Raw genomic sequence first — 26,949 nt, forward strand, 5'->3', positions numbered from 1 at the left:
GTCTACTGCCCGCGGCGCTCGAGGCGCGGCAGCCGTGGCACCTCGGCCGCTCGTCCCGCACCCGGCGAGACGATCGTCGTGGCACTCGCCGTGACCTGCTGCTCGTCAGCGAGGTGCGCGACGAGGGTGGCGTCCTCCGGGAGGGAACGCTTCACGAGCGCAAGTGCGATGGGTCCGTCCTCGTGGTGAATGGCCACGGAGCTGATTCGACCGACCGTCTGCGCCCCGGCGTCGCCCTCGACCGACAGGGTGCTCCCGGCCTCGGGAAGCTCACCGAGCGAGCCGTCGAGGTCGAGCAGGACGATCCTGCGCGGCGGGCGGCCCAGGAAGTGCACCTTCGCGACGGTCTCCTGCCCGCGGTAGCAGCCCTTCTCCAGGTGTACGGCGCTACGGAGCCAATCGAATTCGTGCGGGATGGCGCGGGAGTCGACCTCGGCGCCGAGGCGAGGCCGCCAGGCGGCGATGCGCAGCGCCTCGAGCGCATGCATGCCTGCGATGGGCAGCTCGCCGGACGCAGCGCGGTCGACGATGGTCTGCAGCCGTGCACGTTCGACCACGTGCAGCTTGAGGGGGAAGTCGGCCCCCGGGTGCGCGTCGGTGATGCCTTCAGCAGGCAGGACCGGGTATGCCGAGTAGCTCCAGCCGTGCTCCGGCGGCGCGGCCCACGGGTCGCTCCACACGAGTGGGGTGCCGTTCGGGGCTGCTGCACCGAGGTCCAGCTCGCCGAGCGTCGCCATCACGGCGAACTCGCCGGTCACCTCGGCGACCTGCACGTCGAGCATGAACCGCATGCGGTTCAGCCAGGCCGCGAAAGCGGGGGCGAAATCTCGCTCGGTGATCAGCCAGGTGGCGGCGCCGTCGTCGACGACGGCCGCAGCGTGCTCGATGTGACCCTGGATGTCGAGGAGCAGGGTCTCCGCGCTCTCACCGGGCTGGAGCGTTGTGAGACGCTGCGAGGTGAGCGAGTCGAGCCAGCTGAGCCTGTCGCCGCCGGTGAGGCGGAGGATCCCGAGATGCGATGCGTCCACCACGGAGCGGCCCGCAGCGAGGTCGCGCTGATCGGCCGTCACCTGCCCGTAGTGCCAGGCGACGCCCGCGTCGATGCCGACGCCCTCCACCGCTCCGGGTAGCGCGAGGAACGCCGAGCGATACGGCTGGGGCTCGTCGGCGGCCGCCGCCGAGCCGCTCGGAACAGCCTGCTCAGTCAAGCTTGGCCAGCTTCGCCGACGCGTGGGTCGCCAGCTCCTGGCCGAGGGCCGCGATGTCCCACGCCCACAGCAGCTCGCCCGCGACGTAGCCGTACATGCGGGTCGACGCGGTGAACTCCTTCGCGCCGGGCGCGAGCAGGACTTCCTCGGTCTTCAGGTCGATGCGCGGGCCTCTGGCGCTGCCGCTGTACCGCTCGAGCAGTCCGGTCGGATGCACGATCGACACCTCGAGTGGGAACGCCTGGTCGTCGTCGCGCAGTCCCTCGACGCCATCGGCGTCCGTGATCGTGGCCGGGGCGGTCGGGGGCAGGTAGCCGGGGCCGACATCGCCGTCGTCCCGGGTGCGAGCCAGCCGCCAGAACCCGGTCTCGCCCGTGAGCGGGACCTGCACTGGCTCGTCGCCGGTGCCTTCCTCGAGCCACAGCTGGGCAGAGTAGTTGAGGTAGGGAAGACCGTCATGGCTGAAGCTCACGCGCTGGCGGAACGCCTGCTCGCGCACCTCTTCGCCCACCTTGTACTCGACGTGGCCGGTTCCCTCCCACACGCCGAGAAGCCAGGAGAGCGGCACGATCTCCGGCGGGAGGTCAGTGGGGATGTCGTAGACCATCGGTGGTTTCCTCTCGATCCGGCTGCAGTGTCGCTCCGCTTGGCTGCTTAGTTCTGGCCCTTGAAGAGGTTCTTGAGCACGACCACGGAGACGAAGCTGATGGCGACGAGCGCGAGCACCAGCAGCCCGGTGAAGATGATTTCGATAACAAGCACGGTGTCCATGCCGACCATCTTAGCCGTGCGGATGCACGCGAGAGTCAGTGCGGATGCACGCGAGTGTCAGTGCGGATGCACGCGAGTGTCAGTGCGGATGCACGCGAGAGTCAGTGCGGGTGCACGCGAGACGCGGCGCGGCTAGCTGTGGCTCGGCGTGCCCACGACGGCGTCTCCACCGAGCAGCGCGAAGCCGAGCGAGGCGACGCCGAGCACGACGAGGGCGCCGACGAGGCTGAGGCTCATCCTCATGATGAACCCGTCGCTCTCCTGCAGGCGGAGCTGGAGGAGGCAGGTGAGACAGATGAGCGTCAGCATCAGGATGCTCACCCAGACCAGGTGCCGCGAGGGGTCGGCGAGGATCGCGACGCCGAACACTCCGACGATGGCCGCCAGCCAGACGATGCCGATGCTCACTCGTTCGCGGGTCATTGCCCCATTGTGCACGCTGGAGCTGTCCCGAGGGTGCGTAGACTAGCCAGCGAGTCCGACCAAACATCGAGGAGGCCACATTTGGCAGACGTCCTCTTGTTCAGCGCCGGCGGCGTCGAGCACGCTCTCCCTTCCCTCACTCTGCTGGCGCACCGCGTCCGGGTGCTCCCTCCGACCGCATCCGCCCTCGCGTCGGCCCCCCAAGCCGATGCCAACATCATCGACGGCACCAGCGACCTCCCCAGCGCGAAGCGACTGTGCGGGGTGCTCAACACGATCGAGTCGTCGGTTCCGGTGCTCCTCGCCATCACGGAGGGAGGCCTCCCGGCCATCTCCTCCGACTGGGGCATCGGCGACGTCATCCTGCGCACTGCAGGACCGGCGGAGGTGGATGCGCGCATCCGTCTGCTGCGCCCACAGGCCGCTGTGGAGGAGCCGAGCGGCACGATCGCCATCGGCCCCCTGACGATCGACGAGCACAGCTACACCGCCAGGTACCGCGGACGCACCCTCGACCTCACCTTCAAGGAGTTCGAGCTGCTGCGCTACCTGGCCTCGCATCCCGACCACGTGTTCACGCGCGAACGGCTGCTGAGCGAGGTGTGGGGGTACGACTACTTCGGCGGCACACGCACGGTCGACGTGCACGTGCGGCGTCTCCGCGCGAAGCTCGGCGACCAGGAGAGCGTCATCGGCACGGTCCGCAATGTCGGCTACCGCCTGCTGCGCGGGGGCGAGGCTTCCCGCGACGAGCCTTCGGCCACGGGCCACGCAGACGAAGCGACCGCCAAGGCCTAGGAGCCGAGATGCCCGAAACGTCCGAGATCTCCACCGCGGCATCTGCCGACGTTCGCGGCGAGGAGATCCGCGCCATCACCGACGCCGCGCTCTCGGCGGACGGCGTCTCGCCCTTCAACGAGGACACGATGCTGTCGCTCGACGCTCGGAGGCTCGCCGCCATCGACGACTCGGGTCAGCTCGTCGCCGTGGCGCTCACGAGAGACCTCGGCGACGGAACGATCGAGGGCGAGCTGGTCGTGCATCCGAAGCATCGCCGAGCGGGCCTCGGCGCACGGCTCTACGACGCTGTCTCCTCAGCCGCTGATGCTGCCCCGGTTCTGTGGGCTCACGGGAACCTGGCGGGCGCATCGGCACTCGCCTCGAGCCGGAGCCTCGAGGCCGTGCGAACGCTCCTCAAGCTCGGGCGGCCGATCACGGAGGCCGATGCCGGCGGGTCCCCTCCCCCCGACGGCCTCACGATCGCACCCTTCACGGAAGCGGACGCCGACGACTTCCTGGCGCTGAACGCCGTCGTGTTCCGCAGCCACCCGGAGCAGGGGGCGCTCGACGCGGCAGGCCTCGACGCGCGACGGTCGACCGACTGGTTCGACGCCGACGACTTCCTGCTCCTGCGCGACGAAGACGGCGCTCTCCTCGGCTACAACTGGCTCAAGCGAGAAGGCGAGGAGGTCGAGATCTACGTCGTCGGCATCGCACCGGAGGCAGCGGGCCGCGGGCTCGGCCGCGCCCTCATGCAGGCCGGCCTGCAGCGGATGCACGCGACCGGCGCCAGGGAGACCTCGCTGTACGTGGAGGGCGACAACACGGCAGCACTCGCGCTCTACCGGTCCCTCGGCTACGAGCAGCTCTCGATCGACGTGCAGTACCGACACACCCGTTCATGATCCGTTTGAATGGGTCTGCTGAGCTTCACCCCCACAGGATCATCTCGATCCTGCGGGACAGGCGCATCGAGGCACCGTTCTTCTCCGCACACCTGCAAGGATGACCGCATGACAATCGAACTCCGCGCCCCCGAGGCCGGTGCAGACTCGCCGGACATGCCGCGAAGCCGCTTCGTCGACCGCGAGCTCAGCTGGCTCGCCTTCAACCAGCGTGTGCTCGAGCTCGGCGAGGACCCCTCGACGCCGCTCCTCGAGCGGGCGAACTTCCTCGCGATCTTCTCCTCGAACCTCGACGAGTTCTTCATGGTGCGCGTCGCCGGCCTCAAGCGCCGTATCGCGACCGGCCTCGCCGTCCCGACCCCCGCTGGCGTCCCGCCGCAGGTGGCCCTCGACACCATCCGCTCCAAGGCCTACGAGCTGCAGAAGCGGCACGCGGCGATCTTCAACGACAGCGTGCGCCCAGAGCTCGCCGACCAGGGCATCCACATCGTCAGCTGGGACGAGCTCTCCGATGCCGAGCGCGTCGAGCTCGGCGACCTCTTCGACGAGCAGATCTTCCCCGTGCTGATGCCGCTCGCCGTCGACCCGGTGCACCCGTTCCCCTACATCTCGGGCCTCTCCCTCAACATCTCCGTGCGCGTCTACAACCCGCGCAGTGAGAAGGAGGAGTTCGCCCGCCTCAAGGTGCCGCCCGTGCTTCCGCGGTTCTACCCGCTGCAGTCCGACCACGGCAAGGCTCGCTTCATCCTGCTCGAAGACCTCATCGCCCAGCACCTGGGCCACGTCTTCCCCGGCATGAAGATCCTCGATCACCACGCGTTCCGCCTCACGCGCAACGAGGACATGACGATCGAGGAGGACGAGACCGAGAACCTCCTGCAGGCCCTCGAGAAGGAGCTCCTGCGGCGACGCTTCGGCCCGCCCATCCGCCTCGAGGTGTCCAACGACATGGACGACGTGACGCTCGAACTGCTCATGACCGAGCTCGACATCACCCACAACGAGGTCTACGTGCTCCCGGGGCCACTCGACCTCGGCGGCCTCTTCGCGCTCGGCGCCATCAACCGGCCCGACCTCAAGTACCCGACGCACGTGCCCGTGACAGCGGCAGCGTTCCGCACGTCCGAGAGCGACGAGAAGCCCGACATGTTCGGTGCGATCGCCCGCCGCGACGTGCTCGTCCAGCACCCGTACGAGGCGTTCTCGACGAGCGTGCAGGCCTTCCTCGAGGTGGCCGCCGCCGACCCGAACGTGCTCGCCATCAAGCAGACGCTCTACCGCACCTCAGGCGATAGCCCCATCGTGAACGCCCTCATCAAGGCGGCAGAATCCGGCAAGCAGGTGCTGGTCCTCGTCGAGATCAAGGCGCGCTTCGACGAGCAGAACAACATCGTCTGGGCGCGCAAGCTCGAGAAGGCCGGCGTGCACGTCGTCTACGGAACCGTTGGGCTCAAGACCCACTGCAAGCTCCTCCAGGTCATCCGCAAGGAAGACAACGAGCTCAAGATGTACAACCACATCGGCACGGGCAACTACAACCCGAAGACGAGCCGCATCTACGAGGACCTCGGCCTCTTCACCTGCAACGAGAAGATCTCCCGCGACATCACGCGCCTCTTCAACCAGCTCTCCGGCTACGCCATCGAGCGCAAGTTCACGCGACTCCTCGTCGCCCCCATGCACCTGCGCCCCGGACTGCTCAACCTCATCGACAAGGAGCGCAAGAACGCGCTCGACGGCAAGCCGAGCCGCATCCGCATCAAGGTCAACTCCATGGTCGACGAGGAGATCATCGACGCCCTCTACCGCGCGAGCCAGGCGGGCGTGCCCGTCGACATCTGGGTCCGCGGCATCTGCGGCCTCCGCCCGGGAGTCCCCGGCCTCAGCGAGACCATCCGCGTTCGCTCGGTCGTCGGACGCTACCTCGAGCACTCCCGCATCTTCTGCTTCGCGAACGACGGCGACGAACGCGTCTTCATCGGATCGGCCGACATGATGCACCGAAACCTCGACCGCCGCATCGAAGCACTCGTGCGCATCATCGACGAGCACCACGCCGCCGACATCGCGGCGATGTTCGACCTCGCGATGGACGACACGACCGCGACCTGGCACCTCGGCTCGGACGCCGAGTGGGTCCGCCACGCCAGGGACGAGAACGGGCAGCGACTCACCGACCTCCACGACGAGATGATGCGTCGCATCAGCAAGCGTCGCAGGCCCACCACGCTGGCCTGACCGGATGACGATCGACTCCCCTGCCGCCTCGCGCACCGTCTACGCGGCAGGCGCTGTGCTGTGGCATGAAGACATCGCAGACGACAAGCTCAAGGTGCTGGTCATCCATCGTGGGCGCCACGGCGACTACTCGCTGCCCAAGGGCAAGGTGGACCCCGGCGAGACGCTGCCGGAGACCGCCGCGCGCGAGGTCGAGGAGGAGACCGGATACGAGGCGAAGCTCGGCGCGCCGCTCGGGTACATCGAGTACGTCATGCCGAACGGCCGACCGAAAGAGGTGCACTACTGGACGGCCGAGGTCGACGAGGCATCCTTCGAGGCGCACGTCTTCGAGCCGAACGACGAGGTCGACGCCATCGAGTGGGTCTCCCTGAAGAAGGCCAAGAAGCTCCTCAGCTACGACAGGGACCGCGAGCTGCTCGAGGTCTTCGCCGACCGGTACCGCCGTGGCCTGCACCGGACCTTCGCGATCCTCGTGCTGCGCCACGCGACGGCCGTGCCCCCGCAGTCGTGGCCTGGCGACGACGACTCCCGGCCGATAACCGCCCGCGGTCTCGAGCAGGCGGAGACGGTCGTGCCCATCCTCCGGGCCTTCGGACCGGAGGCCGTCATCACCTCGAACGCCGTCCGCTGCCGCTCGACGGTCGCTCCCATCAGCTCGCTCCTCGGGCTGACGCCGCAGGTCGAGCGCAGCATCGCTCAGGGCTCGTACACGCGAGACGAGGAGGAGCTCGACGAGGTCGTCCGGAAGCTCATCGCCAAGCGCCGCAGCACCGTGATCTGCAGTCACTCACCGGTCATGCCCGCCATCGTCCGCTCCATCGCGCTGTACACCGCGACGCGCCCGAGCTCGCTCGCGCGGCACGCCATGCTCTCGACCGGTGAGTGCTCCGTCATCCACGTGCCCGTCAATCACCCGAGGGCGGGCGTCGTCGCCGCCGAGACGCACGGTCCGATCACCTGACCCCCGCCGTCGGATCCGCCCGTGCGGGTGCCGATCCGTTCACCCGCGCGTCACGTCCCGTCCACTTCTCGTCCATACTGATTCAGGCCCGTAGTCGGTCCCCGTGGGTCCTGGGATCGCCTGACACCTGATGGCAGAAGGAACTCGATGCACCACTCCCGAGCACTCGCCGCCCTGGCGCTCCTCGCAACCACCGTTCTGGCGACGAGCGGATGCGCGCTCAACGAGATCTCGGTCAGCAAGGACCCCCGCTCGCAGCACCTGTCCGGCGTGCTGAGCGCGTCGGGCGCCTCCTCGCAGGGCGTCGCGCAGACGGCGTGGATCGCAGGCTTCTACCCCATCGAGCCCGACGTTCGAGTGAACTACGCGGGTGGCGGCTCCGGTGCCGGCCGTTCGGACTTCCAGAACGGCACCTCCGCCTTCATCGGCTCCGACCGCGCCTTCGACCTCGAGGAGATCGAGGAGGGCCCGTTCCGGACGTGCGCAGACGGCAGCGACCTCGTGGAGATCCCCGCCTACATCTCCCCCATCGCCGTGGCGTTCGCGCTCGACGGCGTCGACGAGCTGCGCCTCGACGCGGCGACGATCGCCGGAATCTTCGCCGGAGACATCGACTCGTGGGATGCGCCGGAGATCGCGTCCCTGAACCCGGACGCCGCCTTGCCGTCGCTGGCCATCACCCCCGTGCACCGCTCGGACAAGTCCGGGACGACCGGCAACTTCACCGCCTACCTCGACGAGGCGGCAGGCGACGCCTGGAGCTACGGCGAAGTCGACGAGTGGCCGGTCGAGAGCGGCGAGGCGGCCCAGGAGAGCGCCGGCATGCAGCAGGCGCTCCGCGCCAACGGCACGATCGGGTACATGGATGCGTCCGCAGCCGACGGCCTCACGACCGCCTCCGTCGAGACGGGCGGCGAGTACGTGCCCTTCTCCCCCGAAGCCGCCGCGGCCGTCGTCGACAACTCGACGATCGAAGCAGGGCGCGCCGCGACCGACCTCGCCTTCGAGCTCAACCGCACGACGCCGGGCGTCTACCCGATCGTGCTCGTCTCCTACCTCATCGGCTGCGCCGAGTACGCAGACGCCGACGAGGGCACCAACGCGAAGGCCTACTTCAGCTACGTCGTGAGCGAGGAGGGGCAGGCGGCATCGGCAGAGGCTGCCGGATCCGCGCCCATCTCCGCCACCCTCCGCGCGCAGATCGAGCCCGTCCTGGAGCAGATGAAGTAGCGGATGCGGGTGAAATCTGCGCGCATTCCCAGCCCGTTCACCCCCCGTTCACTTTCCCCGCCCCGTCTCGTCACCCTTCGCGCATAGCGTCACCGACGGATCGCAACTGATCCAACGGAATGTCACCTGTCCCCGAAGGGAAACTCCATGAAGTTCACGCGAGTAGGCGCATCGGTCGCCATGGCCGCAATCGCCGCACTCACGCTTGCTGCCTGCGCTGGCAACGAGACTCCCGCAGCAGCACCGGGATCCGCAGACGGCGCAGACGCACTCACGGGCACCCTCGCCGCGTCGGGCGCATCGTCGCAGGGCACCGCCCAGACCTCGTGGATCGCTGGCTTCCAGGCTGTCCAGCCCGGCATCCAGATCAACTACGCGGGTGGCGGCTCCGGCGCCGGCCGCACCGACTTCACGAACGGCACGTCGGCCTTCATCGGCTCCGACCGCGCGTTCAAGATGGAAGAGATCGAAGCAGGCGGCTTCGGCAACTGCGTCGACGGCACCGACCTCGTCGAGATCCCCGCCTACATCTCCCCCATCGCCGTCGCGTTCAACGTCGAGGGCGTCGACACGCTCAACCTCGACCCCGCGACCCTCGCCAAGATCTTCAAGGGCGAGATCACCAACTGGAACGCCCCCGAGATCGCCGCGCTCAACGCCGGCGTCACGTTCCCCGACCTCGCCATCACGCCGGTCCACCGCTCCGACACCTCGGGCACGACGGGCAACTTCACGTCCTACCTCGTCGAGGCAGCCCCCGACGTGTGGACCTTCGAGGACAGCGACGACTGGCCCATCGAAGGCGGCGAAGGCGCGCAGGAGACCCCCGGCGTCCAGCAGGCGCTGACCTCCGGCAACGGCACCATCGGCTACCTCGACGCATCCGCAGCCGGCGACCTCAGCACGGCAGCCATCCAGACGGGCTCCGAGTTCGTCGAGCTCTCCCCCGAGGCGGCAGCCGCCGTCGTCGACAACTCCACGCTCGAGGAAGGCCGCGCAGCGACCGACCTCTCGTTCGAGCTCGACCGCTCGGCCGAAGGCGTCTACCCGATCGTCCTCGTCTCGTACCTCATCGGCTGCGCCGAGTACACGGACCCGGCCGTCGGAGCCAACGTCAAGGCGTACTTCGACTACGTCATCAGCCCCGAGGCGCAGGATGCGGCGGCCGAGAACGCAGGCTCCGCGCCCATCTCGGACGACCTCCGCACCCAGGCACAGGCAGCAGTCGACGCCATCAAGTAGTCAGCGCGGACTGAAGTTCCGTTTCAGCCCGGTGCCGTGCTGTGAAAGCATGGCACCGGGCGATTCGGCTCTCTTCAGCTCCTCGCCCCGCTCCACCCAAATGACGTAGGGAAACCCTCAGCAGATGACTGCAGAACTCGCCCCAGATGCGGGCACAACGGTGAAGGCCAAGTCGCGTCCTGGCGACCGCGTCTTCAGCTTCCTCTCGACGTTCTCCGGATCGCTCATCCTCGCGATCCTCGCCGCCGTGTTCTTCTTCCTGCTCTTCCAGGGACTCCCGGCCTTCTTCCCCGACGCGGTCGAGAACAGCCACTTCGTCGCCGGCGCGAGCAACCTCGCCGACCCGGAGGCCGAAGGCAACTTCTTCTGGTACGTGCTGCCGCTCATCTTCGGAACGCTCTGGGCTTCGCTGCTCGCGCTGCTCATGGCAGTCCCCGTCGCCATCGGCGTCGCGCTCTTCATCACGCACTACGCGTCGCGCAAGCTCGCCGCCCCCCTCGGCTACGTCATCGACCTGCTCGCCGCAGTTCCCTCGGTCGTCTTCGGCCTCTGGGGTGCAACCGTGCTCGGTCCGTTCGTGCAGCCGTTCTACGTCTGGCTCAACGAGAACCTCTCCTGGCTCCCCTTCTTCCAGGGCCAAGTCTCGGCAACGGGCCGCACAATCCTGACGGCCGCCATCGTGCTCGCCGTCATGGTGCTCCCCATCGTCACCGCCCTCACCCGCGAAGTCTTCCTCCAGACGCCGCGGCTCCACGAAGAGGCATCGCTCGCCCTCGGCGCGACGCGCTGGGAGATGGTCAAGATGGCCGTCCTGCCCTTCGCACGCGGCGGGATGGTCTCCTCCGTCATGCTCGGCCTCGGCCGCGCCCTCGGCGAGACGATGGCCGTCGCCATGGTCCTCTCCGCGACCGGCGTGATCACCTTCCAGCTGACGTCGAACACCAACCCGTCGACGATCGCCGCCAACATCGCCCTCTCCTTCCCGGAAGCGTCGAACCTCGACATCAACGTGCTCATCGCATCCGGTCTCGTGCTCTTCGCCATCACCCTCCTCGTGAACTCCCTCGCACGATGGATCGTGAGCCGCCGCAAGGAATTCTCAGGAGCCAACTGATGACCTCAACACTGCAGAAACCAACCCAGAACCAGTCGGCTCCCGAGATGATCAACCCGCTCACGCACGGACGCCTCCCAAAGTGGGGCCCGTACGCGATCCTCGTCGGCGGCTTCGCGCTCTCCGCAGTGATCACCCTGCTCCTCGCGGCAGGCGGCGGCGAGTTCAACTGGACCGGCTTCGCCGTCCTCGGCGCGATCTTCTACATCGCCGGCCAGTGGATCATCGCCCGCATCATCGAGGGCCCCCGCCAGGCCACGAACCGCTTCGTCACCTCGCTCGTCACCGCCGCGTTCGTGCTCGCCCTCGTGCCGCTGCTCTCCCTGCTCTTCACCCTCGTCGCGAACGGCCTCGCCCGCTTCGACATGACGTTCTTCACCTCCTCGATGGTCGGCGTCGTGACGGAAGGCGGCGGTGGCATCCACGCCATCGTCGGAACCCTCCTCATCACCCTCGTCGCGACCCTCATCTCGGTGCCGATCGGACTCTTCACCTCGATCTACCTCGTCGAGTACGGCAAGGGCCGCCTCTCCAAGGCCATCAACTTCTTCGTGGATGTCATGACGGGTGTCCCCTCGATCGTCGCGGGTCTGTTCGCCTACACGATGATCATGCTCATCCTGCAGACGCTCGGCATCCCGCTCACCAACGTGCGAACGGGACTCGCGGGCTCCATCGCCCTCACCGTGCTCATGATCCCGACCGTCGTGCGCTCCTCGGAGGAGATGATCCGCCTCGTCCCGAACGAGCTCCGCGAAGCCTCCTACGCGCTCGGCGTGCCGAAGTGGCTCACGATCTCCAAGGTCGTGCTCCCCACCGCGCTCGCCGGCATCACGACTGGCGTCATGCTCGCCATCTCCCGCGTCATCGGCGAGAGCGCGCCGCTGCTCATCGCCGCCGGCTTCAACATCTACATGAACTACAACATGACGCAGGGCGCCATGATGAGCCTCCCCGTCTTCGTCTACCGCTCCTACACGCAGCAGGTCGGAGCCGGGGCCGAGAACATGCTCAACCTCGCCTGGACAGGCGCACTCGTCCTCCTCATCATCGTCATGCTGCTCAACCTCGTCGCACGCATGATCACCAAGCTCTTCGCCCCCAAGGGCTAACCGGTCAGACTGACCAGGCCGACCAGCCAGGAAGTTAGGGAAACACAGTGTCCAAGCGCATCGAAGTCAACGACCTCAACGTCTACTACGACAAGTTCAAGGCCGTCGAAGACGTCTCCATGGTGATCGAGCCCCGCAGCGTCACCGCCTTCATCGGCCCATCCGGCTGCGGCAAGTCGACGTTCCTCCGCACGCTCAACCGCATGCACGAGGTCATCCCGAAGGCATGGGTCGACGGCGAGGTCCTCATCGACGGCAACAACCTCTACGGCCCCGGCGTCGACCCCGTCCTCGTGCGCCGTCAGGTCGGCATGGTCTTCCAGCGCCCGAACCCGTTCCCGACGATGTCGATCCGTGAGAACGTGCTCGCCGGCGTGAAGCTCAACAACACGAAGATCTCCAAGAGCGACGCCGACGCCCTCGTCGAGAAGTCGCTGCAGGGTGCCAACCTGTGGAAGGAGGTCAAGGACCGCCTCGACCTCCCCGGCTCCGGCCTCTCCGGCGGACAGCAGCAGCGTCTCTGCATCGCCCGCGCCATCGCCGTCTCCCCCGACGTGCTGCTCATGGACGAGCCCTGCTCTGCCCTCGACCCGATTTCGACGCTCGCGATCGAGGACCTCATTGAGGACCTCAAGACCGAGTACACGATCGTCATCGTGACCCACAACATGCAGCAGGCGTCGCGCGTCTCTGACAAGACGGCGTTCTTCAACATCGCCGGAACCGGGATGCCGGGCAAGCTCATCGAGTACGACACGACGAAGACGATCTTCGAGAACCCGTCCGTCCAGGCGACGGAGGACTACGTGTCGGGCCGCTTCGGCTAGACCGCACTCCCCGATCACGACGAAGGCCCCGGCGATCTCGCCGGGGCCTTCGTCGCGCGCTGCGTCGGCCCCGTCGTCGCGCGCGGGGCCACTCCTCGATCTCCCCGAGTCGAGATGGGTTCCACGCATGCAGATGGGTTGCAACGCATCCCGAAGCGCGAAACCCATCTCGAAACGACGGATGGACCGCGCGGCGGCGACGCGGCCGTCGAGGCGAGGCGGCGAGGCGGCGACGCGGCGACTCGGCGACTCGGGGTGGGATTCTCACTTCGTGCTGGAGAACTTCCCGCAACGATGCGAGGTTTCCATCCCGAGACGACGGATGCGGGGCGCGGCCGCAGGGAAGAGAAAAGCCAGGCCGCAGGAACGCCTCTCGGCGGAAGGCCGCTCGCAGCGGCGAATATTGGAGCCCGGGGTTACTGCGGCCCGGCGACGTCGAGTTTACCGAACCTCGGGCGCTCCGGAAGCCGGATCGGCTCTCCGCGAACACATCCGACGTCGTGCTGCACTCGGCTCGTCGCAGAGGCTCGCTCGAACGCCCGCTCGGCACGCGACTTGCCCCAAAGGGGGGTCACGGAGCTGCTTTGGCAGCCCTCTGGGCGAAGTCGCGGGCGAAGCGGGTGCGCAAGCAAGCGAAGCGGCGGGCAGCGGGTACGCGGGCGGGATGCGGCGTGCCGCGGCTCAGTCGAGGGTGTCGAGGCGCCACATGCCGGCGGAGGCGTGCAGGTCGTCGCCCATCTCCAGGTAGCGGACGGCACGACGCGTCGATTGCCTGGCTCGAGCGGGCGCTGGCCCTTCCTCGTCTTTCGCGAGACTCGTCGCGCCCTGTGACATGACGCGGCAGAACGCGGCGGCTCGCTCGAGCGCGAGCGCGAAGTCTCCGGAGAAGGCACCGTGCAGGATGACGTCCGCGAGGGCGACGACCTCTTCTGGGCCGGTCGGCGTGGCGGCTCCTGCGACGACGGAGCTGATCGAGCGGTCGACCTCGTAGCCGCGGCGGAAGAGGTAGCTCGTCTCCGCGGGGTTCGCGCGCACGGCCTGGCGCAGCAGGTAGAGACGCCACAGTGCGCCAGGCAGCGACCGCGAGCTGGCGCCGGCCCAGAGCTCGGCGATCTCATCGATGCCGTGCTCGTCGGCGTAGGCGACGAGACGCGCGACGACGGCCTGGTCGCCCTCTCCGCGCGCCCGCTGCAGCAGTGCCCTCGCCGTATCGTGGGCGACGCGGCTCACCGCCGCGGGGTCATCGGCGCCGATGAGCGCTTCGAACGCCTGCGATGGCACGCGCACGGGCCTGTGGTGTCGTTCCGTCATGCTGCCCCTCTCGCCGCCTGAGACCGTTCGGCCTCGTGAGGGGCCGCATCCAGTCTGCGCGTTCGGAGCCACGATTGCGAACCTGCCTCGTAGGCTGGGGGCATGGCTACTGCGCAGGACGACGATTCGCTGGTCGAGGACACGGCGGCGATGTCGTCGTACCCGGCCTACCGCCCCAAGCAGATCGCGTTCGGCGTCCTGGCGGCCCTGCTGCTCGTGGTGATGTTCTTCCCCTGGTGGAACTCCGAGATCCCCCTCAACCGCATCGCCCCGACCCTGAACGGCTGGCAGCTGTTCCTGGCGGGCACCGGCCTCAGCCAGATGGACGAGGCGCTCGGCTACAACTGGTTCGGCACCTTCCTGTTCGGGCTCGTCCCGACCATTCCCCTGCTCGGCCTCGTCGTGGTGCTGATCCTGCGGATCTCCGGTGTCGCGGTGATCTCGGCCAAGATCCTCCAGGCCTACGCCGCCCTCGCGACGCTCGGCATCCTGTTCCTGTTCGTCTTCGCGACGCTGCGTGTGGATGCGGCGAACGGCCAGTACCCGATCGCCTACGGAGCGTGGCTGGCGCTGGTGCCGAGTATCGCGACGCTGGTGCTCGCGACGCTGTGGTGGCGGCGTGAGAAGCTCCACTACCCGACTCGCAAGTGGCTCGGTTTCGGCCCGCAGCGTGCGAAGAAGCACGACGAGGCCGTGAGTGCCGCGATGTTCGATGACCTCGTCGAGCCGGATGACGACGAGGAGATCTCGCTCGGCTCGGAGACTGCGATCGACGAGTACACGAGCCCAGGCAAGCGACCTCGCGCATGAGTACCGGTGACTTCTTCGAGCACCTCGCGATCGGGGGTGACTCGTCGAAGGCGCCGGGCAGGCAGCTTCGTGATGCGATCATCCTTGCCGTCGAGCGCGGTGACCTCCAACCCGGCGAGCGGCTGCCCCCTGTGCGCTCCCTCGCCGAGACCCTCGGTGTTGCACCGGGCACCGTCGCGAAGTGCTACACGGCCCTCGAGGAACAGGGCGTCGTCGAGGGCCGTGGGCGCGCCGGCACCTTCGTGACGGCGAACAGCCGGAACGGGGATGTGCGGCTCACGGCAGCGGCGCGGGCGTTTGCCGTCGAGGCACGCGAGCTGGGGGTGGGCGACGACGAGGCCGTTGCTGCCGTCTTCGAGGCGCTGTCCGGGCAGACCGAACGCCACCAGGGGGCTTGAGGCGCCCGCGGGACCGCACCCCGATCCGTGGAGCGTCCGGGTCATGCGTCGCCACAGGCGGCGCTCAAGTTGGCCTGAGAGCATCCCCACATGGGAATCGACGATCGAATTGAGAACAAGTCAGAAGACCTCGGCGGACGCGCGAAGGAAGCCGCTGGAGCGGTCTCCGGCAACGAGGAGCTGAAGGCCGAAGGCCGGTCCGACCAGGCGAAGGCCGGGTTCAAGGACAAGGTCGAGGACGTCAAGGACGGCGCCAAGGAAGGCCTGGACAACCTCAAGCGCAAGATCGACTAAGCACAGCGCCGCAGTCAGCAGCACGCAGGATCAGGGCCCCGTTCGCGGGGCCCTTTCTGGTAGTTGACTGCGGTCAACCATCTATGTATGGTTGACCGTCGTCAACTATCAGGAGGCCCCGCGTCGATGTCGTCTAGCAAGAACCCCAGACCCAGCACCAAGCCAGCAGCAGCGCTCACCGAATCCGGCATGAGCCGCCGCCAGGTGCTCCAGGCCCTCTCCGGCCTGATGCTCGGCATGTTCGTGTCGATGCTCGCGTCGACCGTCGTGAGCACGTCCCTGCCGCTCATCATCAGCGACCTCAAGGGCGACCAGAGCGCGTTCACCTGGGTGGTGACCGCGACCCTCCTCGCGACGACCGTCTCAACCCCCATCTGGGGCAAGCTCGCCGACCTCACGAACCGCAAGCTGCTCCTGCAGATCTCGCTGGTCATCTTCGTCGTCAGCTCGGCGATCGCCGGCTTCGCGCAGGACACGTCCATGCTCATCACGATGCGCGTGTTCCAGGGCCTCGGCGCCGGTGGCCTCGGCGCGCTCAGCCAGATCGTCATGGCCGACATCCTCAGCCCCCGCGAGCGCGGCCGCTACGCCGGCTTCTTCGGTGCCGTCATGGCGCTCGCCACGGTCGGCGGCCCCCTGCTCGGCGGCGTCATCACCGACGCGTTCGGATGGCGCTGGAACTTCTTCGTGGGGCTCCCCTTCGCGGTCGTGGCGCTCATCCTGCTGCAGGTCACACTGCACCTGCCGAAGCCCAAGAAGCGCAAGGTCAGCATCGACTACTTCGGCATCGTGCTCATCTCGAGCGGCGTCTCGCTGCTGCTCATCTGGGTGACCCTCGCGGGTTCGCAGTTCGAGTGGAACTCGCTCCCCTCCTGGCTCATGGCCGGCGGCGGCGTGCTGCTGCTCGTCATCGCGGTCCTCGTCGAGCTGCGCGTCAAGGAGCCGCTCATCCCGCTCACGCTCTTCCGCGACCGCACCTTCACCCTCGCGGTGATCGCGAGCGTCTCGGTTGGCGTCGCCATGTTCGGCACCAGCGTCTTCCTCAGCCAGTACATGCAGCTCGCGCGAGGGGCGACCCCGACCGAGTCGGGCATCCTCACGATCCCGATGATGGCGGGCCTCCTCGTCGCCTCGACCATCGTGGGAAACCTCATCAGCCGTCGCGGGAAGTGGAAGGCGTTCGTCGTCACGGGCAGCGCGCTCATGGTCGTCGGCCTCTTCCTGCTGAGCCGCCTTCACTACGACACGCCGTACCTCTACGTTGGCCTCTCGATGTTCGCGCTCGGCGCCGGCGTCGGCATGGTCATGCAGAACCTCGTGCTCGTCGTGCAGAACAAGGCCGAGGTCAAGAACATGGGCGTCGCGACGAGCGCGGTCACGTTCTTCCGCAGCCTCGGCGGCACGATCGGCGTCTCCGTCATGGGGTCGATCCTCGGAACGGTCGTGGCGGACACGATCTCCACGAGCGTGCGGGCGCTGCCACCTGAGCAGCAGGCGGTTGCGGCGCAGTCGCTCGCGGGCGGCAGCATCCCGCAGCTCGCGACGCTCCCCGAGTGGCTGCGGATCCTCGTCGAGGACGCCTACGGCACCTCGGTCGGTGCGATCTTCCTCGCAGCACTGCCGCTCGCGATCGTGACCCTCGTCGCGGTCTCGTTCCTCCCGAACGCGCAGCTCGGCACGCAGAACGCGGTGCAGCGCGCGAAGGGTGAGGAGAACCCCAGCGGACACGCGGGTGCAGAGTCGGCATCGGAGGACCTCGTGGAGGTCGCCGAGGCCGTGGTCGGCATCCCCCGCACCGGCGCCATCCCGATCCTCGGCGACTCGGGGCGGCGGGCGGACCGCACCTAAGATGGCGACCATGCCAGAGTCCCCAGACGACGCCGACTTCGCGGAGGCGATCGCCTCGGTGGAGACGGAGCTCGGCACCTTCTACCGCCGTGTCCGCACCACGTGGAGCGAGTCGGCCGTCGCAGTGCACCCGTCACTGCAGCCGATCGGCTACAAGATCCTCTCCGCACTGGTGCAGCACGGAACGGCGCACGCCGGCATGCTCGGCGAGCAGCTCGCCGTCGACAAGAGCGTCATGAGTCGACAGGTGCGGATGCTCGAGGAGTTCGAGCTGCTGACGGTCGGGTCGGACCCGAACGACGGGCGGGCGCGCATTCTGACGCCGACGCCGTTCGCCGTCGAACGGGTCACGGAGGTGCGTGCCCGCAACCGCCACCGCCTGCACGCTGTGCTGCGGGACTGGACGCCAGAGGAGCTGCGTGTCTTCTCGGGTCTCCTCGGCCGCTTCGGTGCGGTCGCCGAGGCCGTCACCCCGGAGTCGTGACGCTCACGAACCGAGCCCGCTGACCGACGCAACCGCCACCCTCGATCGAGGGTGGCGGTTCGGTCGTTCGGCGGCCAGTGCTACTGGCGGTCGAAGCGGGCGCCCTCGGGGCGCGAGTCGCTGATCACGAACACGAGGATGACGATCGCGCCGATGAGCGGGATGAAGAGGAGCAGCCACCACCAGCCGGAGCGGTTCGTGTCGTGCAGGCGGCGGAAGAGCAGCGCGAGCCCCGGGATGAGCGTCGCGAGGCCCCAGAGCGACTGCACGACCGACACGGCCGTGTAGCCACCGCTGGCACCGGTGAACTGGCCGGAGGAATCCATGGTGCCCGGCCCGCCGGCGAGAGAGCCGATGAGGAAGAACACGGCGTTGACGATGACGCCGAAGAGAATCCACCACCAGTACTCGCTGCGGCTGGCCCGACCGGAGAAGACGGCGTACTTCTTGAAGAACCGCTTCACCGCCTGACCGAAGCTGGCTCCGTAGAGCGGTGGGTAGAGCGGGGCGTCGAGCTGAGGGGTAGACATCAGGGACTCCAATCAGGCACTGCCAAGGCGTGGGATTTGCACTGAGCGTAGCGTTACGGAGCCTCATTTCGCGTTTCCATTCGGGAAACAGATGCCGCCGCTTCATACAACGGTTCAGAAGGCAATACTCCAAACGCACCCAACTGGGCCTGCGAGACTCGGGGAATTCTGCACGCACGCGATCGTCTGGGGAAACGATGGACCAACTTCACTACGCAGGTGGCGTCTACTTCACGAGCACGAGGATCGCGAAAGAGCTGGTCGAGTATGCGGCGGCGCTTGCCGCTGTCCATCAGGCCGGAATCGTCGAGATCCCGGTACGCCACGCCGACGGCTCGGACAACATGCTCTCCGTGCTGGTCGGGCCGTCGAGCCAGATCGCGACCGAGACGGTCACTTCCGAGGTCCCGGAGTTCGACGACGGCGAGGCGCTCGCGACCTTCCAGAGACTCCGTGCCGAGCTCGCCGAAGAGCACGGGGCACCGGAGGCGCTCGTCGAAGAGGGGTCGTCGAACGACCCGCGCGTGCCGCATCCCGACTGGCTCGACGAGCTCTAGACGCCGAGCTGGCGAAACGTCAGCTCCGAGACAGTGATAATGGACGGCGCACACAATGCGCGACAGACCAGAAAGCAGGGTTCAGCGTGGGGAAGTTCATCTACAACTCCGAGGTCACAGTCGACTTCGAGGATCGCCTGCTTGCGCACCTCCAGCTCGCAATCGGCACGAAGCTGCGCCGCGGCGAGTCGTTCTTCTTCAGCTGGAAGGACAACAACGCAGGTGGCGACGGTCGCAGTACCGTCTGGATGCACCCGGCTGTCCCCATCCGCTTCAAATTCCTCGGCAGTCGGCAGGTGCACATCAACCGATCGTGGGTTGAGGCGCTGGTGCAGGGCGCCAATTCGCAGGCCGGCCTGGCCGTGATCGCTGAACCCGCAGAGAGGGCGTCATGAACGGACAGACCAGGATCGAGCTCCTCTACCAGGGGGAGACGTTCTCGAAGCTCGTGGACGACATCGGGACGTTCCAGGCCGAGATCCTTGCCCGCGTCGCGAGCGGAGAGTGGTTCTGGGTGCGCGGGGACCGCGGTGAAGGACGCCTCGAGCCGGCGAACCTGCTGGTCGGCCCTGGCATCGGCCTCGTCGTCGTGGAGCCGAACCCGGGCGACTGACCCGCCTCGCGCCTGGTTCCAGGGCCGGGCGGACGCATGCACGATGGTCGAGGACTGTCAAGAGCGCGACGCTCCTCTGTTGAAGCTGTTTAGGTGGAGGGGTGTCATCCCCCAGCAGCTCAGACGTCGTCGACGACCTCAGTCGAACCATTCGGATTGCGAGCGTTCCCGCGGGACACGTCTACGTCAGGCACCTCTCGGCCGTCACGCCAGATACCTCGCGCGCAGCGATCCTCCGACTCCCGGACCCTCACCCCGACGGCTCCGCTCGGGTTGCAGCCGAGCGCTGGTGGCCCCCCGTCATGCTCGAGCCGTCCTGGATCGAACAGCACGCCGACGAGTTCGACGTCTTCCATGTGCACTTCGGATTCGACGCACTCTCGCCGGACGTCCTCACGGAGCTCGTGGATGCGCTCCGCCGCGAGGGCAAGCCGCTCGTGTACACCGTGCACGACCTCACGAACCCACACCACGCGACGCCTGAGGCCCACCTCGCTCACCTCGACATCCTGATCCCCGCGGCGGATGAGCTCATCACCCTCACGGAGGGGGCCGCGGACGAGGTCGAACGACGGTGGGGCAGACGACCGGCCGTGATCCCGCACCCGCACATCGTCGAGCCTGCTGAAGTCGAGACCGCTCTGGCTGGGCGGGTGGACACACGTGGCGAGTTCCATGTGGGCGTGCACGCGAAGAGCCTGCGCGCGAGCATGGAGCCGCTGCCCGTGATCGAGGCGCTCGTCGAGCTGGCGCGTGTCGAGCCGTCGATCGTCGTCCACGTCAACGGGCACCGTGAGATCCTCGAGCCGGGTGGGGCCAAGTACGAAGAGGCGCTCGCCTCGCGCCTGCGGGAGCTCGCGGACGCGGGCCACATCGAGCTGCGCATCCACGATTACCTGAGCGACGAAGAGCTGTGGCGCTACCTGGCCTCGCTCGACGCGTCGGTGCTCCCCTATCGCTTCGGCACGCACTCGGGCTGGCTGGAGGCGTGCCTGGACCTCGGCACGGCCGTCGTCGCCCCCGATGTGGGCTTCTACGCCGATCAGGGGCCGGTGTTCACCTACCGGCGCGCGGCTGACGCACTCGACGCAGATTCTCTGCGTGATACGGTGCTCGCCGCATCACGCGCCGTCGCGCCCCGCCACGCCCCCGAGTTCCGGGCGTCGCAGCGAGATGAGATCGCCGCAGCGCACGCGGACATCTACGCGGCAGCACTGACCCGAGTGCGGGTGACCCAGTGAGGATCTGCGTCATCGGTCCCTCGCGCTTCCCCATCAGCGAGCCCTTCGCCGGCGGGCTCGAGGCACATACGCACGCGTTGATCACGGCGCTCAAGCGCCGCGGGCACCAGGTGACGCTGTTCGCGGCACCCGGTTCGGACCCCAGTCTCGGCGTGGAGTTCCTCGACGTCGCGGATTTCTCCATGAGCGAGACTGCGAGGCGCGACGTCGGAGCGATGCCGGCCGAGTGGATGCGCGAGCATCACGCGTACCTCTCGCTCATGGTCGGTCTCGCACGGAACTCGAGCGACCGATTTGACGCGGTCCTCAACGTGAGCATCCATCACCTCCCGGTTGCCATGTCGGGACTGCTCGATGTTCCCGTCGTCACCACGCTGCACACTCCCCCCGTCGGGTGGATCGAATCGGCGGTTCGGGTCGACGGGTCTGCCGGCACGTTCGTCGCGGTCAGCTCCCACATGCGGGAGGCGTGGTCGGACAGCATCGACTGCTCGGTGATCCTCAATGGCGTGGACACCGAGCGCCTTCGTCCGGGCGACGGAGGCGGGCCCGCATTCTGGTCGGGGCGCATCGTGCCGGAGAAGGGGCTCGAGTTCGCGATCGACGCCGCGAACCTCGCGGGCGTCCCGCTGGACATCGCGGGGCCCGCCTACGACAGCGACTACTTCGAGTCTGCGATCCGCCCACGTCTCGGCGAGAGCGTCCGCTACCTCGGGCACCTCGACCACGATGTTCTCTTCGAGCATCTCCGTCGGGCGAGCGTCACGCTCGTAACGCCACGCTGGGACGAACCGTACGGGCTCGTGGCCGCGGAGTCGCTGGCGGCGGGCACCCCCGTCGCCGCGTTCGATCGCGGCGCGCTGCGCGAGATCCTCGACGACCGCAGCGGACGGCTCGCCCCCGGCGACGACATCCACGCGCTCGCAGCTGCACTGCTGCAGGCGGCGAACCTGCCCCGAGCAGGCGCGCGGGAACGCGCGGAGACCTTCTGCTCGCTCGAGCGGATGGTGGACGAGTACGAAGCGCTGCTGCGCTCGGTGACAGAAGGGCGGGTAGCCGCATGACCATGTCGGGAGCGAACGGTCCGAACGCCGGTGATTCGGCGGTCACGGGCACCATCGGCTACTACGTCCACCATCAGGGCGGCGGGCACGCGCGCCGTGCGCTTGCCATCGCCCGCGAATGCTCGATGCCCGTCACCGGGCTCTCGACGCTCGCCAAGCCCGACGCCTGGCTCGGACCCTGGATTCGCCTCGAGCGCGACGACATGGCGCTCTCGCCCCTCGAGCCGACGGCGAACGGCGCGCTGCACTGGGCGCCCGTCGACGACGAGGGCATGCGGCGCCGCATGGCCCGCATCTCCACCTGGATCGCTGAGACCGCCCCCACCGTCTTCGTCTCCGACGTCTCCGTCGAAGTTGCCGCGCTGGCCAGACTCCACGGGGTTCCCGTCGTCTCGGTGGCACTCCCCGGAGTGCGCACCGACGCGCCGCACACGCTGGGCTTCGGCCTGTCCGACGCGATCCTCGCGGCCTGGCCCGTCGGCATCACCGGAATGCTGCCAGGCGTTCCCTCCCACATCGAAGCGCGCATCCATCAGGTCGGTGCGATCTCGGCTGCGGAGCGAGGCCACAGCGCCGGCCCTGGCCCCATCAGACGAGTGCTCGTGCTCGCCGGTTCTGGCGGCGGCGGCATGACGTCGGCGCAGATCCGCGAAGCGAAACGGCAGACGCCCGGGGTCGAGTGGGACGAGATCGGGACGACGCCCGGCAACCGCGTCGCCGACCCCGGCCCCCGCATCCGCGAGGCGTCGCTCGTCATCACGCACGCGGGCCAGGGCGCGATCGCGGACGTCGCCGCGGCGCAGGTCCCCGCGATCGTCGTACCCCAGCCCCGGCCCCACGACGAGCAGATCACCTCCGCGCGCGTGCTCGCGGCGACGCCGAACCTGCCGGTCATCGTGGCCGAGACGTTCGACCGCGACGACTGGGCGGGGCTCCTCGACGCCGCGTCCGAGCTCGACGGCAGGCAGTGGGCGACGTGGAACGACGGCGGTGGCGCGTTGCGAGCTGCCGCGCTGCTCGACCGGATGGCGAGCCGATGAAGACCGCGACGATCACGCTGGCGCACGGGCGCCATCGCCACCTGCTCGAGCAGCGACGGGGGCTCCTCCGGCAGTCGGTGCCCGCGGACGACGCCATCGTCGTCGCGATGGGCGACCTGCAGATCGCGGAGCTCATCTCCGACGGACTGCTGCCGGGAACAACCGTCGAGATGCCCGCGGACGCGAGCGGGCTCCCCCTCGCCGCCGCCCGCAACGAAGGGGCGCGGATCGCACTGGAGCGTGGTGCCGAGCTGCTCGTGTTCCTCGACGTCGACTGCATCCCCGGCCGTGGGCTCGTCGAGGCCTACCAGGACGCGGCGCAGGATCCGCGCTGGGCGTCGAGCCTGCTCAGCGGCCCGGTCACCTACCTCGAGCCCCCTGGGCCGAACGGCTACGACGCGGAACGCGTGGAGCTGAAGGACGCCCCGCATCCCGCTCGCCCCGCCCCGGCGGCTGGCGAGGTGCAGCTCGGTGAGGACCGCAACCTCTTCTGGTCGCTCTCCTTCGCCGTGACCGCCGACAACTGGCGTCGCATCGGCGGCTTCCACGAGGGCTACCGCGGGTACGGCGCCGAGGACACCGACTTCGCGCGAGTCGCGGGGAACCTGGGCGTGGGGCTCGCCTGGGTCGGTGGTGCCCGCGCCTACCACCAGTGGCACCCCACCTCGAATCCGCCGGTGCAGCACCTCCACGACATCGCGCGCAACGCGAACCTGTTCCGCGAGCGCTGGCGGGTGTGGCCGATGGTCGGCTGGCTGCAGGCGTTTCGCGAGCTCGGCCTCCTCGAGGGCGGCCTCGGCGACGAGCCATGCGTCGTCGTCCAGGAACCCGGCCAGCCGCGGAGTGCTGAGCTCGAGCACAGCGACAACTCCTAACCTGATGGCATGGCTCTGCGCTTCTGGGAGTTGACGAGCGTGCGGCGGACGATCGCCGTGGCGATGGCGGTCGCGACCGTCGTGCTGATGCTGTGCGGGTGCGGGATGAGGGTCCCGACCGACCCGGACGGGACCCTCGATCGGGTTCGTGGCGGTGAGCTCCGAGTCGGCGTCTCCCACAACCCGCCGTTCACGGGGATCGCTGAGGGCGCGGACCCGACGGGCGTCGAGGTCGAGCTCGTCGAGGGATTCGCCGACGAGCTCGGCGCCTCGATCACCTGGGTGGACGGTTCCGAGGCCGCCCTCGTCCAGGGCCTCGAGGACGGCACGCTCGACCTCGCGATCGCCGGCTTCCGCGACGACTCGCCCTACGTCGACGAGGCCGGTTCGACGCAGCCGTTCCTGGAGACCGAGGACGCCGCGGGCGGCAAGGTATCCCACGTGATGCTCACGCCCATGGGCGAGAACGCCTACCTCGTCGAGCTCGAGACGTACCTTGCGGAGGCCACCTCATGAGCGACTCCCACGACGAGGTCCGCAGGAAGGCGATCCGGCTCGAGTGGACCACCATCGGCTTCCTGGCCGTCACGGTCACCCTTGTCTACCTGGTGCTCGGCAACTCGCAGGCCATGAAGGCCGCCTGGCTCGAGGACCTGCTGTCGTTCATCCCGCCGTTCGCGTTCCTCATCGCCGCTCGCATCAGCCGGAGGGCTGCGACCGTCGAGCATCCCTACGGCTACCACCGGGCCGTCGGCATCGGGCACCTGGTGTCCGGCATCGCACTGACCTCGATGGCCGTGTTCCTGATCGTCGACTCGAGTTCCGGGCTGCTCGCACAGGAGCACCCCACGATCGGTTCAGTCGAGCTGTTCGGGCGGCAGATCTGGCTCGGCTGGCTGATGATCGGCGTCATGATCTTCATCGCGTGGCCGCCGGTCATCATCGGGCACCACAAGATGAAGCTCGCCGCGAAGCTGCACGACAAGGTGCTGTATGCGGACGCCGACATGAACAAGGCCGACTGGCAGACCGCGGTCGGGTCGGCCGTCGGGGTCGCGGGGATCGGCATCGGCCTCTGGTGGCTCGACTCCGTCGCGGCGCTCTTCATCTCGGCGAGCATCCTGTACGACGGTGTTCGGAACCTGCGCATCGCGGTGCTCGACCTCATGGATGAGCAGGCGCGCACCTACGACGGCGAGCGCCCGCACCCGCTGGCGGGGCAGCTCAACACGTTCGTGGAGGCACGAGACTGGGTGGCGCAGGTCGGGTGCCGGGTGCGAGACCAGGGGCATGAGCTGCAGGCGGAGGTCTTCATCGTGCCGCGCGACGGCGCCGCGCTCGAGTTGGCGGATCTGCATCGACTCACGGAGGATTGTCGTGGGCTCGACTGGAAGCTGCGGGATGTTGTCCTCGTTCCGGTCGCCGAGATCCCGCCGTTCGCGTACCGGGAGCTGAAGCCCGTCGATTCGTCCCCAGAACCTCAGGAGCACGCGTGAGCTACTTCGCCTTCCTCGCCATCGGCCTACTCGCGGGGGTGGTCGCGAAGCGCTTCCTCCCGACTCGCCGTCGGGACGACTGGATCGCGCCGCTCTTCGTGGGCGCGCTCGGCGCGCTCTTCGGGGGCTGGCTCGGCAGCGTGCTCTTCTGGAGCAGCACGAGCGACCCCTTCTCGTTGCCGAACTGGACGTCCGCGATCGTGGGTGCGATCGCCGCGCTCGCCGTCTTCCTCGTGGTCGTGAGGCTCACCGCGCCGCGCAACGACTGAGCCACGCTCAGCGGTTATGCCGGCGGCCCGCGGCGGACTTCTGGTCGTCATTCCGCGGTCTTAGGGACCGCAACTCAGCCCTGGGCGGGCGGGCGGCGCGGGCGCACGACGACGCGGACGATGAGGCCCGCGACCAGCGCCCAGAACGCAGCGCTGACCCCGCCGATGGCGATGCCGGATGCGGCGGTCGCGAACGTCACGACGGCGGGGACGAGCTCCCCGGTCTCTGCCAACGCTGCTTTGAGCGAGCTCGCGAGCGTGCCGACGAGCGCGAGCCCGGCGACGGCGGCGATGACACCAGCAGGGGCGAGCAGCACGAGCGCCCCGAACGCGGCGGAGGCGACGCCGAGCACGATGACGACGACCCCGTTGGTGACGCTCGCGATCCAGCGCCTCGAACGATCCTCCCCGGCCTCCGGACCGGCCGCGAGGGCGGCGCTGATGGCGGCCAGGTTGACGGCGTGCCCACCTGCCGGGGCTCCCGCGACCGTGCCGATGCCCGTCACGATGAGGGAGCGACGCCACGGGACGTCGTAGCCGAGCCCCTTCATGACGGCGACGCCTGGCACGTTCTGGGAGGCCATCGTCACGAGGTACAGGGGAAGCGCGATGCCGATCATCCCGGTGACGGAGAACTCGGGTGCCGTGAACTGGATGCGCGGCGCCAGGTCGGCGGCGTCGAGAGAAGCCCCGGAGGCCACGATGTGGACGCCGATGACGATCGCGGCGACGAGGAACGCGATGGGCGCGGCCCAGCGCGGCAGGAAGCGCAGCGCGAGCAGCCACGCGACGACGACCGGCGCGACGGCCAGCGGGTTCTCGGCCATGCCGGTGATCGGTCCGAGGCAGAGCTGGAACAGCACCCCTGCGAGCATCGCCTGGGCGACGGAGACGGGGATCCGCGCCACGAGTGCACCGAGCTGTGGGATGAGGCCGGTGACGATGATGAGGATGCCGGTGACGAGGAACGCGCCGACGGCCACTGGCCACCCGCCCTCGAGCGTGCCCGTCGCCGCGAGCAGCGCCGCTCCGGGCGTGGACCAGGCGACCGTGATGGGCAGGCGGGTCCAGCTCGCGAGGAGGATGCAGCCGAGGCCCATGGTGACGCTGACGGCGAGGAGCCCGCTCGACGCCTGGTCTGCACTGGCACCGACGGCGGTCAGCCCGGTCAGCACGACGATGAACGAGCTCGTGAACGCGACGAGCGCGGAGACGACGCCGGCCGGGATGGGGCGCAGGATGCCCGCGCGCGGCTCGACGGTGCTGCTCATCGTGGGGTCCTCGTCTCGTCCGCTCGCGCATCCC

At 68.5% G+C, this 26,949-nt stretch carries 30 protein-coding genes; 24 read left to right on the plus strand and 6 right to left on the minus strand.

Translation table 11 applies throughout. The features are described from left to right. Positions 1 to 2: 2 nt before the first annotated feature. From C5B97_RS13505 to C5B97_RS18245, 3 genes are all read right to left on the minus strand, one after another. On the minus strand, positions 3 to 1,208 hold the full coding sequence (locus C5B97_RS13505) for a folate-binding protein YgfZ (protein ID WP_104312489.1): 1,206 nt from the start codon (positions 1,206 to 1,208) through the stop codon (positions 3 to 5). After that, positions 1,201 to 1,815, minus strand: a complete 615-nt coding sequence (locus tag C5B97_RS13510; protein ID WP_104312490.1) for an FABP family protein — start codon at positions 1,813 to 1,815, stop codon at positions 1,201 to 1,203. The genes C5B97_RS13505 and C5B97_RS13510 overlap by 8 nt, the downstream gene beginning before the upstream one ends. A gap of 296 nt (positions 1,816 to 2,111) precedes the next feature. Then, complete coding sequence (locus C5B97_RS18245; RefSeq protein WP_249311991.1) at positions 2,112 to 2,402, minus strand: hypothetical protein; 291 nt, start codon at positions 2,400 to 2,402, stop codon at positions 2,112 to 2,114. Between the two features lie 81 nt (positions 2,403 to 2,483). Here C5B97_RS18245 and C5B97_RS18250 point away from each other — a divergent pair, with 81 nt between their 5' ends. From C5B97_RS18250 to pstB, 9 genes are all read left to right on the plus strand, one after another. Then, positions 2,484 to 3,200, plus strand: a complete 717-nt coding sequence (locus C5B97_RS18250) for a winged helix family transcriptional regulator (RefSeq protein WP_249311990.1) — start codon at positions 2,484 to 2,486, stop codon at positions 3,198 to 3,200. An 8-nt stretch (positions 3,201 to 3,208) separates the two neighbouring features. Then, complete coding sequence (mshD, locus tag C5B97_RS13520; protein ID WP_104312492.1) at positions 3,209 to 4,087, plus strand: mycothiol synthase; 879 nt, start codon at positions 3,209 to 3,211, stop codon at positions 4,085 to 4,087. 108 nt (positions 4,088 to 4,195) lie between these two features. Next, positions 4,196 to 6,325, plus strand: coding sequence for an RNA degradosome polyphosphate kinase (locus C5B97_RS13525; protein ID WP_104312493.1), 2,130 nt, complete (start codon positions 4,196 to 4,198; stop codon positions 6,323 to 6,325). 4 nt (positions 6,326 to 6,329) lie between these two features. Continuing rightward, on the plus strand, positions 6,330 to 7,289 hold the full coding sequence (locus C5B97_RS13530) for an NUDIX hydrolase (RefSeq protein ID WP_104312494.1): 960 nt from the start codon (positions 6,330 to 6,332) through the stop codon (positions 7,287 to 7,289). 147 nt (positions 7,290 to 7,436) lie between these two features. Continuing rightward, complete coding sequence (locus C5B97_RS13535; protein ID WP_104312495.1) at positions 7,437 to 8,519, plus strand: phosphate ABC transporter substrate-binding protein PstS; 1,083 nt, start codon at positions 7,437 to 7,439, stop codon at positions 8,517 to 8,519. Positions 8,520 to 8,666: 147 nt separating this feature from the next. After that, positions 8,667 to 9,761 carry a phosphate ABC transporter substrate-binding protein PstS gene (locus C5B97_RS13540; protein ID WP_104312496.1) on the plus strand — a complete coding sequence of 365 codons (1,095 nt, stop codon included), beginning with the start codon at positions 8,667 to 8,669 and terminating at the stop codon, positions 9,759 to 9,761. Between the two features lie 124 nt (positions 9,762 to 9,885). Beyond that, complete coding sequence (pstC, locus tag C5B97_RS13545) at positions 9,886 to 10,875, plus strand: phosphate ABC transporter permease subunit PstC (RefSeq protein WP_104312497.1); 990 nt, start codon at positions 9,886 to 9,888, stop codon at positions 10,873 to 10,875. Then, entirely contained in the window at positions 10,875 to 11,987 is a 1,113-nt protein-coding gene (gene pstA / locus C5B97_RS13550; RefSeq protein ID WP_104312498.1) for a phosphate ABC transporter permease PstA, read from the plus strand. Before pstC ends, pstA begins: the two co-directional genes overlap by 1 nt. A gap of 47 nt (positions 11,988 to 12,034) precedes the next feature. Next, on the plus strand, positions 12,035 to 12,814 hold the full coding sequence (gene pstB, locus C5B97_RS13555) for a phosphate ABC transporter ATP-binding protein PstB (protein WP_104241957.1): 780 nt from the start codon (positions 12,035 to 12,037) through the stop codon (positions 12,812 to 12,814). A gap of 681 nt (positions 12,815 to 13,495) precedes the next feature. Here pstB and C5B97_RS13560 read toward each other — a convergent pair. Beyond that, a complete protein-coding gene (locus C5B97_RS13560; RefSeq protein WP_104312499.1) occupies positions 13,496 to 14,125 on the minus strand; it encodes a DNA-directed RNA polymerase subunit beta in 630 nt (209 codons plus the stop codon). 102 nt (positions 14,126 to 14,227) lie between these two features. On the opposite strand from C5B97_RS13560, the gene C5B97_RS13565 reads away from it, so the two are divergent. The 5 genes from C5B97_RS13565 to C5B97_RS13585 all read left to right on the plus strand — a co-directional run bounded on the left by C5B97_RS13565 (position 14,228) and on the right by C5B97_RS13585 (position 17,959). After that, a complete protein-coding gene (locus tag C5B97_RS13565) occupies positions 14,228 to 14,935 on the plus strand; it encodes a hypothetical protein (protein ID WP_104312500.1) in 708 nt (235 codons plus the stop codon). Then, positions 14,932 to 15,333 (plus strand): GntR family transcriptional regulator, encoded by a 402-nt coding sequence (locus C5B97_RS13570; RefSeq protein ID WP_104312501.1) that lies wholly within the window; start codon positions 14,932 to 14,934, stop codon positions 15,331 to 15,333. Before C5B97_RS13565 ends, C5B97_RS13570 begins: the two co-directional genes overlap by 4 nt. A 90-nt stretch (positions 15,334 to 15,423) precedes the next feature. Beyond that, positions 15,424 to 15,627 (plus strand): CsbD family protein, encoded by a 204-nt coding sequence (locus tag C5B97_RS13575; RefSeq protein ID WP_104312502.1) that lies wholly within the window; start codon positions 15,424 to 15,426, stop codon positions 15,625 to 15,627. A gap of 189 nt (positions 15,628 to 15,816) precedes the next feature. Continuing rightward, complete coding sequence (locus C5B97_RS13580; protein ID WP_104312503.1) at positions 15,817 to 17,475, plus strand: MDR family MFS transporter; 1,659 nt, start codon at positions 15,817 to 15,819, stop codon at positions 17,473 to 17,475. 10 nt (positions 17,476 to 17,485) lie between these two features. Continuing rightward, the gene (locus C5B97_RS13585; protein ID WP_181027011.1) at positions 17,486 to 17,959 is read left to right on the plus strand and encodes a MarR family winged helix-turn-helix transcriptional regulator; all 474 of its coding nucleotides are present in this window, start codon (positions 17,486 to 17,488) and stop codon (positions 17,957 to 17,959) included. A gap of 80 nt (positions 17,960 to 18,039) precedes the next feature. Here C5B97_RS13585 and C5B97_RS13590 read toward each other — a convergent pair whose 3' ends face one another. Further along, positions 18,040 to 18,489, minus strand: a complete 450-nt coding sequence (locus C5B97_RS13590; protein ID WP_104312505.1) for a DUF805 domain-containing protein — start codon at positions 18,487 to 18,489, stop codon at positions 18,040 to 18,042. A 197-nt stretch (positions 18,490 to 18,686) separates the two neighbouring features. On the opposite strand from C5B97_RS13590, the gene C5B97_RS13595 reads away from it, so the two are divergent. From C5B97_RS13595 to C5B97_RS13640, 10 genes are all read left to right on the plus strand, one after another. Further along, positions 18,687 to 19,046 carry a hypothetical protein gene (locus tag C5B97_RS13595; protein ID WP_104312506.1) on the plus strand — a complete coding sequence of 120 codons (360 nt, stop codon included), beginning with the start codon at positions 18,687 to 18,689 and terminating at the stop codon, positions 19,044 to 19,046. A gap of 86 nt (positions 19,047 to 19,132) precedes the next feature. Next, positions 19,133 to 19,441, plus strand: a complete 309-nt coding sequence (locus C5B97_RS13600) for an ATP-dependent DNA ligase (RefSeq protein ID WP_104253917.1) — start codon at positions 19,133 to 19,135, stop codon at positions 19,439 to 19,441. Beyond that, entirely contained in the window at positions 19,438 to 19,659 is a 222-nt protein-coding gene (locus C5B97_RS13605) for a hypothetical protein (RefSeq protein ID WP_104312507.1), read from the plus strand. The genes C5B97_RS13600 and C5B97_RS13605 overlap by 4 nt, the downstream gene beginning before the upstream one ends. A 101-nt stretch (positions 19,660 to 19,760) precedes the next feature. Further along, entirely contained in the window at positions 19,761 to 20,900 is a 1,140-nt protein-coding gene (locus C5B97_RS13610) for a glycosyltransferase (protein ID WP_181027012.1), read from the plus strand. After that, positions 20,897 to 21,964, plus strand: a complete 1,068-nt coding sequence (locus tag C5B97_RS13615) for a glycosyltransferase (RefSeq protein ID WP_104312508.1) — start codon at positions 20,897 to 20,899, stop codon at positions 21,962 to 21,964. Before C5B97_RS13610 ends, C5B97_RS13615 begins: the two co-directional genes overlap by 4 nt. A gap of 2 nt (positions 21,965 to 21,966) precedes the next feature. Continuing rightward, complete coding sequence (locus tag C5B97_RS13620; RefSeq protein WP_181027013.1) at positions 21,967 to 23,004, plus strand: glycosyltransferase; 1,038 nt, start codon at positions 21,967 to 21,969, stop codon at positions 23,002 to 23,004. After that, on the plus strand, positions 23,001 to 23,879 hold the full coding sequence (locus C5B97_RS13625; protein WP_146080819.1) for a glycosyltransferase family 2 protein: 879 nt from the start codon (positions 23,001 to 23,003) through the stop codon (positions 23,877 to 23,879). The genes C5B97_RS13620 and C5B97_RS13625 overlap by 4 nt, the downstream gene beginning before the upstream one ends. A gap of 9 nt (positions 23,880 to 23,888) precedes the next feature. Then, positions 23,889 to 24,395, plus strand: a complete 507-nt coding sequence (locus C5B97_RS13630; protein WP_258068250.1) for a transporter substrate-binding domain-containing protein — start codon at positions 23,889 to 23,891, stop codon at positions 24,393 to 24,395. Beyond that, positions 24,392 to 25,375 (plus strand): cation diffusion facilitator family transporter, encoded by a 984-nt coding sequence (locus C5B97_RS13635; RefSeq protein ID WP_104312510.1) that lies wholly within the window; start codon positions 24,392 to 24,394, stop codon positions 25,373 to 25,375. The genes C5B97_RS13630 and C5B97_RS13635 overlap by 4 nt, the downstream gene beginning before the upstream one ends. After that, entirely contained in the window at positions 25,372 to 25,644 is a 273-nt protein-coding gene (locus tag C5B97_RS13640) for a GlsB/YeaQ/YmgE family stress response membrane protein (protein ID WP_104312511.1), read from the plus strand. The genes C5B97_RS13635 and C5B97_RS13640 overlap by 4 nt, the downstream gene beginning before the upstream one ends. A gap of 74 nt (positions 25,645 to 25,718) precedes the next feature. Here C5B97_RS13640 and C5B97_RS13645 read toward each other — a convergent pair whose 3' ends face one another. Continuing rightward, the gene (locus C5B97_RS13645; RefSeq protein ID WP_104312512.1) at positions 25,719 to 26,915 is read right to left on the minus strand and encodes a benzoate/H(+) symporter BenE family transporter; all 1,197 of its coding nucleotides are present in this window, start codon (positions 26,913 to 26,915) and stop codon (positions 25,719 to 25,721) included. Between the last annotated feature and the right edge of the window lie 34 nt (positions 26,916 to 26,949).

The organism is Pseudoclavibacter sp. RFBB5, assembly GCF_002931555.1.
In the GTDB taxonomy this organism is placed as follows: domain Bacteria; phylum Actinomycetota; class Actinomycetes; order Actinomycetales; family Microbacteriaceae; genus Pseudoclavibacter.

Excerpts from the sequence above, each read along its gene's own strand:
- C5B97_RS18245 (WP_249311991.1), bottom strand. The coding sequence starts at position 2,402 with ATGACCCGCGAACGAGTGAGCATCGGCATCGTCTGGCTGGCGGCCATC.
- C5B97_RS13595 (WP_104312506.1), top strand. The coding sequence starts at position 18,687 with ATGGACCAACTTCACTACGCAGGTGGCGTCTACTTCACGAGCACGAGG.
- C5B97_RS13605 (WP_104312507.1), top strand. The coding sequence starts at position 19,438 with ATGAACGGACAGACCAGGATCGAGCTCCTCTACCAGGGGGAGACGTTC.
- mshD (WP_104312492.1), top strand. The coding sequence starts at position 3,209 with ATGCCCGAAACGTCCGAGATCTCCACCGCGGCATCTGCCGACGTTCGC.
- C5B97_RS13585 (WP_181027011.1), top strand. The coding sequence starts at position 17,486 with ATGCCAGAGTCCCCAGACGACGCCGACTTCGCGGAGGCGATCGCCTCG.
- C5B97_RS13630 (WP_258068250.1), top strand. The coding sequence starts at position 23,889 with ATGGCTCTGCGCTTCTGGGAGTTGACGAGCGTGCGGCGGACGATCGCC.
- C5B97_RS13540 (WP_104312496.1), top strand. The coding sequence starts at position 8,667 with ATGAAGTTCACGCGAGTAGGCGCATCGGTCGCCATGGCCGCAATCGCC.
- pstA (WP_104312498.1), top strand. The coding sequence starts at position 10,875 with ATGACCTCAACACTGCAGAAACCAACCCAGAACCAGTCGGCTCCCGAG.
- C5B97_RS13575 (WP_104312502.1), top strand. The coding sequence starts at position 15,424 with ATGGGAATCGACGATCGAATTGAGAACAAGTCAGAAGACCTCGGCGGA.
- C5B97_RS13625 (WP_146080819.1), top strand. The coding sequence starts at position 23,001 with ATGAAGACCGCGACGATCACGCTGGCGCACGGGCGCCATCGCCACCTG.
- C5B97_RS13510 (WP_104312490.1), bottom strand. The coding sequence starts at position 1,815 with ATGGTCTACGACATCCCCACTGACCTCCCGCCGGAGATCGTGCCGCTC.
- C5B97_RS13535 (WP_104312495.1), top strand. The coding sequence starts at position 7,437 with ATGCACCACTCCCGAGCACTCGCCGCCCTGGCGCTCCTCGCAACCACC.
- C5B97_RS13560 (WP_104312499.1), bottom strand. The coding sequence starts at position 14,125 with ATGACGGAACGACACCACAGGCCCGTGCGCGTGCCATCGCAGGCGTTC.
- pstC (WP_104312497.1), top strand. The coding sequence starts at position 9,886 with ATGACTGCAGAACTCGCCCCAGATGCGGGCACAACGGTGAAGGCCAAG.
- C5B97_RS13645 (WP_104312512.1), bottom strand. The coding sequence starts at position 26,915 with ATGAGCAGCACCGTCGAGCCGCGCGCGGGCATCCTGCGCCCCATCCCG.
- C5B97_RS13580 (WP_104312503.1), top strand. The coding sequence starts at position 15,817 with ATGAGCCGCCGCCAGGTGCTCCAGGCCCTCTCCGGCCTGATGCTCGGC.
- C5B97_RS13635 (WP_104312510.1), top strand. The coding sequence starts at position 24,392 with ATGAGCGACTCCCACGACGAGGTCCGCAGGAAGGCGATCCGGCTCGAG.
- C5B97_RS13530 (WP_104312494.1), top strand. The coding sequence starts at position 6,330 with ATGACGATCGACTCCCCTGCCGCCTCGCGCACCGTCTACGCGGCAGGC.
- C5B97_RS13620 (WP_181027013.1), top strand. The coding sequence starts at position 21,967 with ATGTCGGGAGCGAACGGTCCGAACGCCGGTGATTCGGCGGTCACGGGC.
- C5B97_RS13525 (WP_104312493.1), top strand. The coding sequence starts at position 4,196 with ATGACAATCGAACTCCGCGCCCCCGAGGCCGGTGCAGACTCGCCGGAC.
- C5B97_RS13590 (WP_104312505.1), bottom strand. The coding sequence starts at position 18,489 with ATGTCTACCCCTCAGCTCGACGCCCCGCTCTACCCACCGCTCTACGGA.
- C5B97_RS13570 (WP_104312501.1), top strand. The coding sequence starts at position 14,932 with ATGAGTACCGGTGACTTCTTCGAGCACCTCGCGATCGGGGGTGACTCG.
- C5B97_RS13565 (WP_104312500.1), top strand. The coding sequence starts at position 14,228 with ATGGCTACTGCGCAGGACGACGATTCGCTGGTCGAGGACACGGCGGCG.